Raw genomic sequence first — 13,616 nt, 5'->3', positions numbered from 1 at the left:
GGTCAGGCGATGACGCCGCGCGCGGCGATTCAACTTGCCCGTGCTTTGTCGAAGAGCGTCGCGCATGGCGGATTCCTGCCGGAGACGGTGCTCTACATGGATGGCGATCTGCTGCTGTGGTGGGTGCCACCAGCCAAGCGCCATATCGTTTTCCGCGCACCGGAATTGGGTGCGCCGGAACGTGGTGAGGTCGTGCCGCATCCGGGGCTGGTGTTCGCGGCGTCGAGCCGCGTATGGAAGGTGTGGGCGGTCAAGGGGCGGAGCCGCCCTGCTTTGCAGACCCCATTGTTCCAGTCGCCGTATTTCAACGTATGGGAAGGTGGCGATATTTGCCGTGGCAATGTCCAAGTCCCCGAGGGGACGGCCACCGAAAAAATCGACGCATGGAACGCCGCCTTCCTGGGCTCGTTTTTCACGCATCCGAATAGCCAGGGAAAGCTGGTTCGGTATCGCGGTGGCGCTTATCCGTTCTGGCGCGACATGTTGGACGGCAAATTCAAGAAATTTCCCGAGCGCGTGTTGATCGATGCCAAGACTACGCTCGGCAAATTGTTAGGGATGGGAGCGCAGGACGATGATTGATCCGCGTGATGTGGCGTTGCAGAGAACGTGTCCGATCTTGGCCGCGCCGCGTTTCGGAGTGCTGCCTGAGATGAAAAATGGTCAACGGGTCGTCGTCGCTGCCAACGGCGTGTTCATCCAGATGAAGCTCGACTGGCTGGACTGCACCCTGCGCCTTGCGGATGTCGCTTCGGCCCCACCGCTGCCCTATGGGACGGTTCAGGAGCGCATTGCATTCGCGTTCGGCGTGATCCCGGTGCGCCTGCTGGAAGCATTCATCGAGGCAGGACGAGCGCGGCTGCCGAACGAGGCCGCAGGCGGTCTTATCTATTCGCGCCGCACCAATGGGCTGCGCCTGCAGATGTATGACGCGCTACAGACATCACCGGACGGTATCGATTACCGGATGCCGAAGTTGGAGGAAGATGAATCCATCGCCATCGACTTGCACACGCATGGCCGGTCACCGGCATTCTGGTCGCCGACCGACAACCGGGACGATCAAGGCGTCAAAGTCGCCGGGGTATTCGGCCATTTGCATCAGGCAAGGCCGAGTGCGGCCTTCCGGCTCGCGGTGAACGGGTATTACCAATCGCTGCGTCACCCCTGGGAAGCGGCAAAGCCGCCGGAGGACGACCTTGAGGCGGGTTCGTGCTGGCTGATACTGAAGTGGTTGGGTTTGGCGCGAGGTGGGCAATGGAACATTTGATCGATGCAAGCCTGCTGGATAAGCGGGTGCAGATTCACTTGATTGGCGTTGGCGGCAATGGTGCGCAAATGGCGGCATGTCTGGCGCGGCTCGATATCGCGATGAAAGCGCTCGGACACCCTTACGGCCTGCATGTCACTGCGTTCGATGGTGACCGCGTGAGTGAGGCGAACGTAGGTCGCCAGCTTTACAGTCCGGTCGATGTGGGGCGTTTCAAGTCCGTGGTGACCATCCACCGGCTAAACCAATTCTATGGGCTGGACTGGATTGCTCACCCCCATCGATACGAGGATTGCCAGCGCAACAGCCTGCACCGTCCGAGCGCCGATCTGATCGTGAGTTGCGTGGACACGCGAACGGCGCGGCAGGCAATCCATGCGTGGGTGTTCGAGGGCAACGGGCATTGCCGCTATTGGCTCGATCTCGGCAATACAGAAGCGACGGCGCAGGTGGTGCTTGGCGAAGCGCCCCGGCGATGGGGGCGACACCAGACCGGTCGTTCCCCGCGCTTGCCGTGCGTCACGGAGCTTTTTCCGGAACTGCTGGACGAGTCGGTGCCGGATGACAATACCCCTTCGTGCTCGGTGCGCATGTCATTGGCTTCGCAGGGCCTGTTCATCAACGATGTGGCGGTACGGTTTGCGGCCCAACTGCTGTATGAACTGTTTTCCAACGGACGGATTCGGCAGCACGGCGTGCTGGTCAATCTCGACTCCAAACGCAGCGGCCCCATCGAGGTGGACGTGGTTGCGTGGCGGCGGTTCGGCTATCAGGTCAACGATGGTGACGGCCAATTGGAACAAGCTGCATGACGTGCGGCAGACACGGCAGAACAGAGGTGCGCTTGACACGATTCATAAAAAGTGCGTAAATGATGCATAAACAGTTCGTTCTTTGCTTCGGAGCTAACCCCTATGACAACCGCCGCCCATGCCGTTCCAACGTTCAGCAAAAACTTCGAGGGCTTTCTGGATTTCCTCCGCGAGGAGGGGGCAGGTGCCTCGACGCTTTCGCCGAATCGGTTCAGTGAGGTATTGAGCATTGATCTGCAGACGCTGGCCGCGCAGGCGCATGTCCACCGCAATACCCTCAGCCGCGCCCCTGCGTCCGAAAGTGTGCAGCGCTTTCTGCGCGAAGCGCTCAGAGTGCTTCGCGCTGCAACCGACCTGTCTGGCGATGTCGACCGCGCCATCTTCTGGTATCGCAATGAACCGCTACCCACCTTCGGCTACAAAACGGCCGAACATTTGGTGACAGATGGACGTACGGAAGACTTGCTGCGCTACATTGAGTCGCTGGAAGCCGGGGCGGCGGGATGATCTTGGCGCGGCTGGACAACGTGACGGTCTACCGAATGCATGCGCCGAAGTGGGCCGTTGCGCCAACCAGCGGAGCGGGTGCCGCGAAGCATGGGGGCCGAGTCAACCGACCTGGCGTGGGTACTCTTCTGGCGCTGGAAGCAGAATGCGTATTCCACTCCAAACCCGCCACCGATAACAATGAAAAGTAGGCCACCTGTTCCGTGCAAAACCTGCCACCAGAAACGATTGGGGTAGCCTCACGTAAGAAATCGTTTCTCGGTTTCTCGCCGGCAAACATCCCTACCGGTCTTCCCGCGTGTGCCAGAACCGCAGCACGTAAAGCGTGGATTCCTGAATCTCGTAGCGCATTTCATAGTGCCCGACCATAATGCGCCGCACCTCGCGGGGCTCGAACTCCTCCAACTTCTCTCCGATGCGTGGATTCGCCAGTAGGCTGACCGGCGCGGCGGTCAGGGATTGCACCGTGCGCGCGGCGGCCTGCCCGTTCACCGGAGCCAGGAACTCATAAAGCCGCGCGAGATCGGATAGCCCTTTGCTCGTCCATTTCAGTTCCATCAGCGCGGCACCGGCAGCGGCCTGTCGGTACCGAGGCTATCAGCCCACGCTTGCACAGCTTGGTGGTCGATGACGTGCCCGGCATCAACATCTGCTAGTGCCTCCCGTGTCAAACGGCTGCGTTCTTCTTCCTGGTCGATCCAGGCTGCCAATGCTTGCTTCACAATCCAGCCACGCGAGCGCTCCAAGCGAGCGGCCATCTGATCAACCTTTTCGGCAAGCGGTAGTGGGACATGGGCGGTAAGTACTTTGGTGTTCATGAGTGACTCCTCTTGAATTAATTTAAATCATAGTGATTTAATACGATTAAATCAAGATCGTATTGTCAGTTTGGGGTATACCTCGGAATGCGTGGCGAGCTTGCAATTAGAATCAGCGGTAGGTGGTCGGGTTTCATCGGAATAAGCAGCGGGAACGGCGATTCAGGAATATCAGCAGATACAGCCGTACAACCACTCTGGGCTAACGGCATAACGAAGCGAATAGGCCAATTTTCAGGGTAAAAGTGCCACACAAGGCCAATTTCGCCGATCTCTTGGGAAATGCGAGCGACTCGATCTATCGCATCAAACAGCAAGGATTCACCGATCCTTCGCCCTTTATGCTTATTGGCTGTCGCCAACCTTCCCAGCCGAAATACAGGCACCTTTTCAGGCAACTGCTTTCGGTACTGCGTAGGAAGATCGGCATTGACCAATTCTGCGAAAGTGATTGCGTAGAATCCGAGCACTTCCGTACTGGATTCCTCGGCAACAGCCACGAAGGTCGAGGAAACTCCCTTTTCCTTGTGCTGCCTCGCTACTTGAGCAAACCACTTATTGAGATCACCGTCACCGCAGTCAAATCCCTTCCTGTCATGCCGGATGTTCAGTGGTAGAAAGATCATTGTTCTTCATCCTCTGATACCGGGCCATTGCCTGAAGAAATTTTTCGTTCCTGGGCGGCGGGTTTTCGATCAATTCAAGCAGCCTCAACGATTCCCTGCGAGTCAGGACAATCGTCGATTCACTTTCAATGACCTTTTCCGCCTTTTCCAGGGCTGCCTGCACAACAAACTGGTTTACCGTCGCCCCCACGAGATCTGCCGCCATTTGCAGTTTATCCTGCACATGGCCGGTGATGCGGGCTGTAAGTCGTTTATTAACAAGCATGTCAGCCTCCTGACTTAAGCGATCTTTATGATTTGCTTAGTATAACTAGTGGCGTCATTTTGTCACCTTAAACGGAAACGCGGAACCACGACTCTTGCGGGTACATGACATACCCGCGATGGGTTGGAATGCCCTTCGCACAGCCTTAACAAGCGATCGCGAGCGTTCGCGCTGCTGTGGCGGTAGATAAGCACCCTCCTTCGTCGCTGCATTGCCTTCGCGTCAAGGATGGATCACCATCAACGGATAATTGTGTTGGATACCCATAAATAGAAATGCCCCGCCACCAAAAAGGTGACAGGGCATTCAGTCCATTCGATACGTGGAATTACGCTGCCAGTAGCAGCAATTCCTTGGCATTTTCCAACGGCCAGTAACCGCCCGCCTTAGCCTCAAGAATCGTGATTTCCACGATTCCCTTTGTGCCAAAGCCAATATTGACATTCCAGCCATGGGATACATCCTTGATTATCGGTTCCTTCGAGAACTCGATGTGGAGGATGTCATCCTGATCATCGTATGTTATTTTCATATTTCGTCCTCCAGTTCCCAGCTAATCATGACGGTCTGGATAATGATGGCTTCCGACTCAACGGCTGCCGCGCAAATCATGTTGTCCGTTCGCCCGTCGATGTGCATGTAAACCCACAGATGCACGTCGTCTTTTCGTTTGATATCACCAGCCTCGACTATCTGCTCGAGCGTTGCGTCATCAATTCCTCGATGCTGCATACTTTGTCTGGCATGGCGAGTGATCCAAACGTTTTTGCCGAACCTCTGACTAAAGAAATCGGCCATTGCGCCACCTTTCCATTTGGTTGTTTTAACAACCGAGGCGCCCCAATCGGGGTTCCCCGATTGGGTTTTTTCGATGCTACCCTTGTAGTGGCTTTTCTGGCACGCAATGCACTGAGTAGCAAGGTGAAACTAGCATTCAGAATCCGCATTGTCAATTGCGATGCAAATCAACCTATCACGCGTATTGCAGCTACTGGCGTGGCTCGAAAGACCTCCCGGTTTCTACGCTCGCCGTGGACCGCTAGCACTCACACTGCCTTGGCGGCAGTTGAAGATGCATTGGCCTCTTCAGCGCTGGCCTGCTTGGGAAGTCGTGCAGCAGCCCGACTGCCGAATTCCGATTGCGCTTGTGCGAACCCGTGTTCCTTGGTCAAGCTACGGACACGTCGCGCAGCGGGTTCGCTGGTGACATTGGGCAGACACTCGACGGCAATTTCGCCGCTTTGATGCAACAACCTCTGGATCGCGATGACCGGCGCCACAAACATGGCACTGGATAGCATGCGAACGAACTGGCCGATGCGCTTGTTGCGCGCCAGCCGTGCCTTCTGCGTGCGCAGGGTTTCCTTGCAGCGCAGATAGAGGGCGAGGTGCGTCCGCTTCATCTCCGGATCGGATTCGAGCTGGTTCATCACTTCGGTGGCGATGGCGGGGTTTCCGACACGGCGGTAGAAGCTGACCCAGGCTTTCTCTTCTTCGAAGTCGACGCCGAAGCGTCGGGAGCGGGAACGATGGATTTTCTCTTGGGACATGGGGTTCTCCGGAAAAAAGGGGAACGCCATCCCCGGTGGGGAAACGGCGCAGTCTCCCCAGGGTTGCGGCGATGTAAAACACTGATAAACTGACCAGCGTTCATATGGAGGCCATCACGATGCTTCGTTCAGGCAACTCACTACGATTCACGGCCAAGAAGGTCGAAGAACACCAAGGATTCGGTGTCGACCTCGGTGGCGTGAAATCTCCGGACGACTTCGTCAACGCGCTCGTTCCTTGGATCGAGGCGTTGGGCGAAGTACGACCGGATCTCCTGGACAAGCTGGCTCAGGATCTGGCGAAGGCCAAGGGTGCGAAACTGCCACCGCGACTCAGCGTCGTGCCTTCTTCAGATTATCCCGAGAAATCTTGACCCATTGGCGGGCGATACGCTCGACGTGAACCAAATCGTCGGCTTCGATCTCACCATCAGACCCGAAGGCCTGCCGGTATGTACAATATTCAGCGGTGAGGCTGAATGGATACGAAGCCACTTTCGCGGCTTGACCGGAATTGCTTCCGGTCGCTTCAGGGCGGGTAACGACCGCAACGCCAGCAGTGAATGCCGGACTTCACAGAAGGCCTGAAGACAGGTCCGAGTGAAGGCTGTGTAGGTACGATACCCACAATAAGCGATTCGAGTATTGCACGGTGCGCAGGCACGTTCAAGGGAACGGGAGGCTTCTTGACGCTACGCCACCCGCAAGCCTGCCTTTATCCGCCAGCTTTTGCATGGCGAAGGGGTCGAGGCGCTTATGACAAGCCTCATCCCTCGTTGACCACCGTCCGCGCATGTTCGATCGCAGCAACGCGTTCCGGTGTGTCCAATGCGACGAAGCGCTCGCGACCGCCCTTGCTGCCACCCTTGATGCGCGCATACAGGTCGGCTTTCCTTTTGTGGAGCGGCAGTCCGGTGGCTTCGAACGCTACGACGCATACGTGGGGCCGGAACATGATCGCCTCCTTCCTGCGTAGGCCCATTGTCCGAACCAGCCACATCGCCGCACCCACATACGGGTCGAACCGGCACATCTTCCCGAGGAGGCCATCGATATCGATCTGTTGCGCAGACCAACTCTTGTCTCGCTCGGCTGCCTCATGGCGCTCATACTCATCGGGTTTCAATCCATAGTGCTGCGGCTGTCTCACCAGCCCGTGTTTCCCGAGCCACTGGGCGAGCCCCCGCAAGAAACTCAGGTAAGTCTGAATCGTCGCCGGTGCGAGTTTTTCTTTTTGCCAAACAGCCACCATCGCTTTGATGTGACGCTCACCCAGATTGCGCGGATCGGGCAGCGTCTTGAATCCGGCCTTATGTTTGAGGTCGCGAAAAAATCGCCGCAGGAAGTCCGCCCGTTCTTGCCGCGTCTTGAAGGACACCTCCTTGTGCCTGGCCGTGTGCTGCTTGTTGAAAAGATCGATCAAGAGTTCGAGCACCTTGAGCGGTGGCGTTTTACCGGTCGGGTGGCGAGCAAGAATTTCCTGTGCGCTGAGTCCATTCCATTCCTGGCGGCGGCGCGGTTGATGGACGAGCGAGGTCGCCGTACGCGAGGTACGGGTGTGAACTGTTGCTTTGGACATGATGTCCTCCGTTGTCGACCGCCCGCCGCTCGAATAGCGGGCGGGTCCAGCAAACGTGGAATCGAAAGAGTGTCGACCAGGGTGACTGATTCCATCGCCACACCTGTCCAGTGGTCATTTCAATGCGCAGTGCGCGACCACGAGCGTCGCTGCGCTTACCCATAGATGCGCCAACCCCATGCGTGGGCGAGGGGCTAGCTCGGTCAATCTTAAAAATGGTTCTGTTGATCCGTCCCGCTTGTGCATTTCTGCGCCGCACGGGGTTGGAGACGCCGCCAGACCTCAAGGGTCATAGCAAGGCATCAGCGTCGAGATCGAGTCTCGCGCTCTGGGGGGATCAGTTCTTGGTAGCCGTTACCCCACCTGCATGGGCCCGCCCCTTACCGATAGTCCGGGGTGGTGTCAGGTGTTCAAGCCAAAACGCGCGGGGAGCCTAAGCAGGCAAACACAGCCGCGCGTTGCGTGAAACGCGTGCTCAAAATGGGTGACGAGGAATAGTGGTCCGGCATCGGGCACCGGATAAGCCATCTGCTAAGGCCTGACGCTTTCTCGAGGAAAGTCAGCGGTGTGTTGCTGAAGAGTCAAAAGGCGAATTGCACTACGGGGAGTTTCACTGCACAGCACGACCTCGAGGGTCGCGCCAAAACCGATTCTAGGATCGGACTTGCAAGGGCGGGTAACGACCGCGACGCCTTTTGGTTCCCGCGATGGGAACAGGGCAAGGAGCCTTTCGAGCACGATCAGTTGACCGCATTGCGCAGCGTGCGTCAAGCGCTTTCCGGCGGTTTCGTGTGGCGTCGGATAGGGTGCTTGATGCGCAATTATCTTCCGATAGGAGGCCGCAGCGAGGCTATAGGCGGGGTTGACGGGAGGAATAGTCGCCTCTGGTTCCCCATCTCGAGTTGACCGATGTAGCGCGCCCTTGACGTGTGCATTTCTGGTGTGACCGTAGTGATACGCGAAGACGCACCGATCTGCGGAGGCACCCGCCGGTGTGACTCTGGCTTGACCTGGATGACACTGTGGGGGCAATAGGCATCGATCTGGTGTCGAAATGCGGTCTGCACCGTGTGCGTTTCGCGTGGAGCGGCGGCATCGAATAGTCGATGCTGGTCGCATTCAATCGACCTGACCGGAGATGACATGGAAACGATCGTTAGAGCAGTAGATGTTGGATTTGGCAACACCAAGTACGTGACTGGTTGTAGCGGCAACGAAATCCGTTGCACCACCTTCCCCTCGATCGCTTATCCGAGCGCGCGTGACCTGTCTGCCGTGCCGGCGGCTGAGCGACGTAAGACCGTCGCAGTACCGATCAACGGGCTGTTTTATGAAGTGGGGCCGGAAGTGAATTTGGCCGCTGACACTTTCCGGGCGACCCAGATGCATGACCGCTACATTGAGACACCCGAGTACGCGGCACTGTTGCGCGGCGCGCTCAACCTGATGAAAGTCAACACGATCGATTTGCTGGTGGTCGGGCTGCCGGTTGCAGCATTTGCCGCGAAGAAGGCGGCGCTGGAAAAGGCAATGACCGGCAAGCACGAGGTTGGCGGTGGCCGGACTGTGATGGTACGGAAGGCTCTTGCGGTGGCCCAGCCGCAAGGTGCGTTGGTCTACTACGCATCGCTGCATCAGAAACTCAAGGCGATCGAGAACGAACAGAGCCTGATCATCGACCCCGGTGCCCGCACGTTCGATTGGCTGGTCACGCGAGGGATGCGCCTCGTTCAGAAAAAGAGCCACTCGATCAATCGTGGCATGTTCGACGTTCTGCAGGCGATCGCTACTGAGATCAGCGACGACATCGGCACGCCGTATCGGGATTTCGATGCAATTGATATGGCACTTCGCACCGGCAGGAATCCGGTGATTTATCAGAAACCATACGACATGTCCCGCCTGATGCCCATTGCCCGGACGATCGCACAGCAGGCGGTTTCATCGATGATGCAGTGGATCGAGACGTCCTACGGCTTCCAGAACATTATCCTGGTCGGCGGTGGCGCATTCCTGTTCAAGAAGGCGGTCAAGGATGCGTTCCCGAAGCACAAGATTCACGAGATCAAGGATCCGATCTACGCCAACGTGAAAGGCTTCCAGATCGCCGGAATGAACTATGCCCGCAGCACGTTTGAAAAGGATGCGCGTGTCGACGCGGCGGAATCCAAAATGGATGGAGAGTCGATATGAACGATGGCATATCGATTCCGCTAGAGCCTATCCGGCTGGTATTTGAGTTGGAGCGTGCCGACAACCCGCGTCTTTACGACGAGCTGATCCGGTTCAAGAAAGGTACCAAGCGGGTGAACCGGCTTCGGACTTTGGCGCAGGAAGGGTTGCTGGCCCAGCACTGGCCGATAGGATTTGCCGGACACATGGCTGAAGCCAAGAGTGAAACGGCGCCTCGCGATAGGGGCGACGCTTCGATCACCAACCAGGTGTTCGACGAACCCATCACCGAATAGCGGTGGGACGTGGACCCCAAAGTAAATGGAAAGCGCCAAGGAAATTTTCTCCATGAATAGGAAAACCCGGCAGAAAAAATCGAGAGCCGTGAGCGCGTCCGAGCTGGCGCAGATGGGGGTTTGCGAACGTCTGGTGGTCTTTGAACACCGATATGGCAAGCGCAGCACCGCATCTCAGCGCACAGCGATCCGGCGCGGATTGAAAGAGCACGACCGGTTTTACCGGGACGGAGTCCGGACGTCTGAAAAGAAAGGGCGCTGTTATATCGCAACGCTCACCTTCGGGCCGGGTCGTGAGGTCACCGCGCTCAGAATGTTTCGTGATCGGGTATTGCGTCCCAACGCAACGGGGCGCTGGTTGATCGGGGTGTACTATCGAACGGCGCCCGGGGTGTGCATGGTACTGGAGCGCTGTCCGTGGCTGCAACCCGTTGTCCGGACGATGCTGAGACCGATTGTGTGGATAGTCGATCACGCGCTACGTGGCAATGGAGGCGATCATGCCATCTAGCGAATTGACCTCGTTCGCATTCGTTATTGTCGCCCTGTTGATCCTTCTTCGTTGGGTTCGGCGTGCTCGCCTGGTGGCATCGGAGAGAGCATGGCGACCAAAGGAGCTGCAGGACGCCGAATTGGTTTATGCGGAGCGGATATTCAAAGCGAACGGGCCGGTAACGCTGGTTGCGAAGGTGGATCGCGGCTATCGTGACGTGCGAGGTGTCATCACCTTGGTAGAACTCAAGACACGGCGCGTCGATCGACCCTATCTATCCGACGTGATCGAGCTATCTGCGCAAAGATCCGCGTTGGCGGCACAAACCCAGGGACTCATTGCGACCCACGGCTATGTGCTCGTCCAACAACCCGGAAGCGGGCGGAGGACGCTCCATCGCGTGCAACTGCTGACGCACGAGGAAGTAATCTCGCTGGCTAAACGGCGAGAGGCCATTCTGGCCGATCGGAAAGAGGCGCGGTACGCCCGCTCGTCCGGTCTGTGCGAACAGTGCGCTTTCAGGCAGCAATGCAAACCGCCGTTGGTCTGTTAGGCGATATGCTGCTGCATTCTTCGTATTTTTCTGTGTTTTTCTTGCCCGCGTAGTGCAGACAAGAGATAATGTCAAGTTCTCTGGTGCCGTCCGCACCGGCAAACTTGCAGCGCGAAAAATAGCGGGTATAAAAGCGGGTATCAATCGGCGGCATCCAAGGTAAATTCCTTGAAAATCAATAATTTGGTGCAAATATGTTGCTGATGATCGATAATTACGACTCTTTCACCTACAACCTGGTGCAGTATTTTGGCGAGCTGGGTGAGGACGTGCGCGTGTTCCGCAACGACGAAATTGACCTCGCCGCGATTGCTGCCCTGCAACCCGAGCGTATCGTGATTTCACCCGGCCCGTGTACGCCCAATGAAGCGGGCGTGTCGGTACCGCTGATCAAGGAATTTGCCGGGAAAATTCCGCTGCTCGGCGTATGCCTCGGCCACCAGAGCATCGGCCAGGCGTTCGGCGGCAGGATTGTCCACGCCAAGCAATTGATGCACGGCAAGACCTCGCTGATCCATCATAAGGATGTCGGCGTGTTTCACGGGTTGTCCAATCCGTTTCGCGCCACCCGCTACCATTCGCTGGTGATCGAGCGCGACAGCCTGCCCGATTGTCTGGAAATTACTGCCTGGACCGAGGACGGCGAGATCATGGGAGTGCGCCACAAGACCTTGCTCGTCGAGGGCGTGCAGTTTCACCCGGAATCCATCCTCACCGAATACGGGCACGAGATGCTGGCAAATTTCCTCGCTAACCTAGCGCCCTTTCCCGCCACCGGAGAGGGCGCATGATGAGCCCGCGCGACGCGCTCGATCATCTGCTGGAAAAGCACGACCTCGAACGCGAAGACATGCTCGCGCTGATGCACACCATCATGGGCGGCGAACTCGCGCCGGTGCAGATTGCCGGTTTGCTGGTGGCGTTGCGCTGCAAGGGCGAGAGCGTGACCGAAATCGCTGCCGCCGCCGAGGTGATGCGCGAGCTGTCCACCAAGGTGCCGCTCACGGACGTGGCGCATCTGGTGGATACCTGCGGCACCGGCGGCGACGGCGCGCATACCTTCAACATCTCCACCGCCGCCGCTTTGGTGGCGGCTGCGGCCGGGGCCAAAGTCGCCAAACACGGCGGGCGCTCGGTGTCGTCCACCTCGGGCAGCGCGGATGTGCTGGAGGCGCTCGGGGTGAACGTGAATCTCACCCCGGAAAACGTGGCACAGGCGGTGCGCGAAATCGGCGTGGGCTTCATGTTCGCGCCCAACCACCACAGCGCGATGAAGCACGCCGCCCCGGTGCGGCGCGAGCTGGGCGTGCGCACCCTGTTCAACCTGCTGGGGCCGCTGACCAACCCGGCGGGTGCGCCAAACCAGGTGATGGGCGTCTTTGCCCGCGACCTCACCAGCAAGCTCGCCCAGGTTCTGAAAACCCTGGGCAGCCGGCATGTGATGGTGGTGCATGCCGCCGACGGGATGGACGAAATCAGCCTGGGCAGTGCGACCTACATCGCCGAACTGAAGGACGGTGCGATTCGCGAATACGCCGTCACACCTGAAGAATTCGGGTGCGCACGTTGCAACGCAGCCGATCTGGCGGTGCACAGCGTGACCGAGGCCACTGCCATGCTGCTGGCGGCGCTGGAAAATCGCCACGCTGGCGCTACCGACATTGTGGTGCTCAACGCCGGAGCGGCGATTTATATCGCCGACCTGGCGCCCACACTGACAGACGGAATTGCCATGGCACGCCGGCAAATCATCTCTGGTGCGGCGCGCGCCAAGCTCGACCAGCTCATCGAATTTACCCAGCGACCCGCCTGATCATGTCCGACATTCTCAATCGCATCCTTGCCAGCAAGCGTGAGGAAATCCGCGCAGCCCGGACTCGCACGAGCCTGGCCGAAATTCAGGCCGCCGCCCGCGATACCCCGCCCACGCGCGATTTCAGCGGCGCAATGCGCAGCCGGATTGGGGCAGGACAAGCCGCGGTCATCGCCGAGATCAAGAAAGCCAGCCCGTCCAAAGGACTGCTGCGCGCCAATTTCCAGCCCGCTGCAATCGCCGCCAGCTATGCCCAGCATGGCGCGGCGTGTTTGTCGGTACTCACTGATGCGCCGTATTTTCAGGGCAGCGCGGCATATCTGATCGAGGCCCGCGCCGCGTGCAGCCTGCCGGTGTTGCGCAAGGATTTCATGATTGACCCGTACCAGGTGTACGAGGCGCGCGCACTGGGTGCGGATTGCATCCTGCTCATCGTGGCGGCGTTGGGCCTGGCCGAGATGCAGGCTCTGGAAGGTATCGCGCATGAACTTGGCATGGCAGTGCTGGTGGAATCGCATGACGCCACCGAGCTGGAACAGGCCTTGCAGCTCGCCACCCCGCTGCAAGGCATCAACAACCGCAACCTGCGCACTTTTGAAACCTCAGTGCAGGCCACGCTCGACCTGCTGACCATGCTGGGCGACCAGCACATCGCCGTTACCGAGAGCGGCATCCACAGCCGCGCCGATGTGAGGCTGATGCGCGAACATGGCGTCAACGCGTTTCTGGTGGGCGAGGCATTCATGCGCGCGGATGACCCGGGTGCCGAGCTGGCGCGGTTGTTTGGGTCAAGTCAACCACAGAGGTACGGGAAACACGGAGAAAACCGGGAAAGCTGAATTCAAATCGTCTCGGCCGATAA

General features: G+C 58.3%; 20 protein-coding genes and 1 pseudogene. 13 read left to right on the top strand and 8 right to left on the bottom strand.

Features of this window, described 5'->3' with window-relative positions:
- The first annotated feature begins 9 nt into the window (after positions 1–9).
- The 5 genes from GZH91_RS01725 (at position 10) to GZH91_RS18350 (ending at position 2,780) form a co-directional block, all read left to right on the top strand.
- Entirely contained in the window at positions 10–582 is a 573-nt protein-coding gene (locus GZH91_RS01725) for a PRTRC system protein B (protein ID WP_232522202.1), read from the top strand.
- Positions 575–1,270, top strand: a complete 696-nt coding sequence (locus GZH91_RS01720) for a PRTRC system protein A (protein WP_147072057.1) — start codon at positions 575–577, stop codon at positions 1,268–1,270. Before GZH91_RS01725 ends, GZH91_RS01720 begins: the two co-directional genes overlap by 8 nt.
- Positions 1,258–2,082, top strand: coding sequence for a PRTRC system ThiF family protein (locus tag GZH91_RS01715; RefSeq protein ID WP_147072059.1), 825 nt, complete (start codon positions 1,258–1,260; stop codon positions 2,080–2,082). The genes GZH91_RS01720 and GZH91_RS01715 overlap by 13 nt, the downstream gene beginning before the upstream one ends.
- A 102-nt stretch (positions 2,083–2,184) precedes the next feature.
- A complete protein-coding gene (locus GZH91_RS01710; protein ID WP_147072060.1) occupies positions 2,185–2,589 on the top strand; it encodes a DUF2384 domain-containing protein in 405 nt (134 codons plus the stop codon).
- Positions 2,586–2,780: an RES family NAD+ phosphorylase gene (locus tag GZH91_RS18350; protein ID WP_408646907.1), complete on the top strand. Its 195-nt coding sequence runs from the start codon at positions 2,586–2,588 to the stop codon at positions 2,778–2,780. Before GZH91_RS01710 ends, GZH91_RS18350 begins: the two co-directional genes overlap by 4 nt.
- 91 nt (positions 2,781–2,871) lie before the next feature.
- Here the strand turns inward: GZH91_RS18350 and GZH91_RS01705 are convergent, their stop codons facing one another.
- The 7 genes and pseudogenes from GZH91_RS01705 to GZH91_RS01675 all read right to left on the bottom strand — a co-directional run bounded on the left by GZH91_RS01705 (position 2,872) and on the right by GZH91_RS01675 (position 5,848).
- Complete coding sequence (locus GZH91_RS01705; RefSeq protein WP_147072061.1) at positions 2,872–3,147, bottom strand: type II toxin-antitoxin system RelE/ParE family toxin; 276 nt, start codon at positions 3,145–3,147, stop codon at positions 2,872–2,874.
- Positions 3,147–3,407 (bottom strand): CopG family ribbon-helix-helix protein, encoded by a 261-nt coding sequence (locus GZH91_RS01700; protein ID WP_147072062.1) that lies wholly within the window; start codon positions 3,405–3,407, stop codon positions 3,147–3,149. The genes GZH91_RS01705 and GZH91_RS01700 overlap by 1 nt, the downstream gene beginning before the upstream one ends.
- A 65-nt stretch (positions 3,408–3,472) precedes the next feature.
- Positions 3,473–4,033 (bottom strand): hypothetical protein, encoded by a 561-nt coding sequence (locus GZH91_RS01695; RefSeq protein WP_147072064.1) that lies wholly within the window; start codon positions 4,031–4,033, stop codon positions 3,473–3,475.
- Positions 4,002–4,301 (bottom strand): annotated as a pseudogene (locus GZH91_RS01690) (type II toxin-antitoxin system TacA family antitoxin); the annotation flags it as partial. The gene GZH91_RS01695 and the pseudogene GZH91_RS01690, both read right to left, overlap by 32 nt.
- 325 nt (positions 4,302–4,626) lie before the next feature.
- Entirely contained in the window at positions 4,627–4,830 is a 204-nt protein-coding gene (locus GZH91_RS01685) for a DUF2283 domain-containing protein (RefSeq protein ID WP_147072068.1), read from the bottom strand.
- On the bottom strand, positions 4,827–5,096 hold the full coding sequence (locus GZH91_RS01680; RefSeq protein ID WP_147072070.1) for a DUF4258 domain-containing protein: 270 nt from the start codon (positions 5,094–5,096) through the stop codon (positions 4,827–4,829). The genes GZH91_RS01685 and GZH91_RS01680 overlap by 4 nt, the downstream gene beginning before the upstream one ends.
- 248 nt (positions 5,097–5,344) lie before the next feature.
- The gene (locus tag GZH91_RS01675; protein ID WP_147072072.1) at positions 5,345–5,848 is read right to left on the bottom strand and encodes a hypothetical protein; all 504 of its coding nucleotides are present in this window, start codon (positions 5,846–5,848) and stop codon (positions 5,345–5,347) included.
- Between the two features lie 104 nt (positions 5,849–5,952).
- Here GZH91_RS01675 and GZH91_RS01670 point away from each other — a divergent pair, with 104 nt between their 5' ends.
- The gene (locus tag GZH91_RS01670; RefSeq protein WP_147072074.1) at positions 5,953–6,222 is read left to right on the top strand and encodes a hypothetical protein; all 270 of its coding nucleotides are present in this window, start codon (positions 5,953–5,955) and stop codon (positions 6,220–6,222) included.
- A 392-nt stretch (positions 6,223–6,614) separates the two neighbouring features.
- On the opposite strand, the gene GZH91_RS01665 is transcribed toward GZH91_RS01670, so the two are convergent.
- Positions 6,615–7,427, bottom strand: coding sequence for a phage integrase N-terminal domain-containing protein (locus GZH91_RS01665; protein ID WP_147072076.1), 813 nt, complete (start codon positions 7,425–7,427; stop codon positions 6,615–6,617).
- Positions 7,428–8,570: 1,143 nt separating this feature from the next.
- Here GZH91_RS01665 and GZH91_RS01660 point away from each other — a divergent pair.
- The 7 genes from GZH91_RS01660 to trpC all read left to right on the top strand — a co-directional run bounded on the left by GZH91_RS01660 (position 8,571) and on the right by trpC (position 13,593).
- On the top strand, positions 8,571–9,620 hold the full coding sequence (locus tag GZH91_RS01660; RefSeq protein WP_147072078.1) for a PRTRC system protein D: 1,050 nt from the start codon (positions 8,571–8,573) through the stop codon (positions 9,618–9,620).
- Positions 9,617–9,895, top strand: coding sequence for a hypothetical protein (locus tag GZH91_RS01655; protein WP_147072080.1), 279 nt, complete (start codon positions 9,617–9,619; stop codon positions 9,893–9,895). Before GZH91_RS01660 ends, GZH91_RS01655 begins: the two co-directional genes overlap by 4 nt.
- Before the next feature lie 52 nt (positions 9,896–9,947).
- Complete coding sequence (locus GZH91_RS01650) at positions 9,948–10,406, top strand: CFI-box-CTERM domain-containing protein (RefSeq protein WP_147072082.1); 459 nt, start codon at positions 9,948–9,950, stop codon at positions 10,404–10,406.
- Entirely contained in the window at positions 10,396–10,941 is a 546-nt protein-coding gene (locus tag GZH91_RS01645) for a PD-(D/E)XK nuclease family protein (RefSeq protein ID WP_147072084.1), read from the top strand. The genes GZH91_RS01650 and GZH91_RS01645 overlap by 11 nt, the downstream gene beginning before the upstream one ends.
- A gap of 194 nt (positions 10,942–11,135) precedes the next feature.
- Positions 11,136–11,732, top strand: a complete 597-nt coding sequence (locus GZH91_RS01640) for an anthranilate synthase component II (protein ID WP_147072087.1) — start codon at positions 11,136–11,138, stop codon at positions 11,730–11,732.
- Positions 11,729–12,754, top strand: coding sequence for an anthranilate phosphoribosyltransferase (trpD, locus tag GZH91_RS01635; RefSeq protein WP_147072088.1), 1,026 nt, complete (start codon positions 11,729–11,731; stop codon positions 12,752–12,754). Before GZH91_RS01640 ends, trpD begins: the two co-directional genes overlap by 4 nt.
- A gap of 2 nt (positions 12,755–12,756) precedes the next feature.
- Positions 12,757–13,593: an indole-3-glycerol phosphate synthase TrpC gene (trpC, locus tag GZH91_RS01630; protein WP_147072090.1), complete on the top strand. Its 837-nt coding sequence runs from the start codon at positions 12,757–12,759 to the stop codon at positions 13,591–13,593.
- Positions 13,594–13,616: the final 23 nt, after the last annotated feature.

It is taken from the genome of Sulfuriferula plumbiphila (assembly GCF_009938015.1).
In the GTDB taxonomy this organism is placed as follows: Bacteria; Pseudomonadota; Gammaproteobacteria; order Burkholderiales; family Sulfuriferulaceae; genus Sulfuriferula; species Sulfuriferula plumbiphila.
This window is presented reverse-complemented; position numbering and strand designations above follow the sequence as displayed.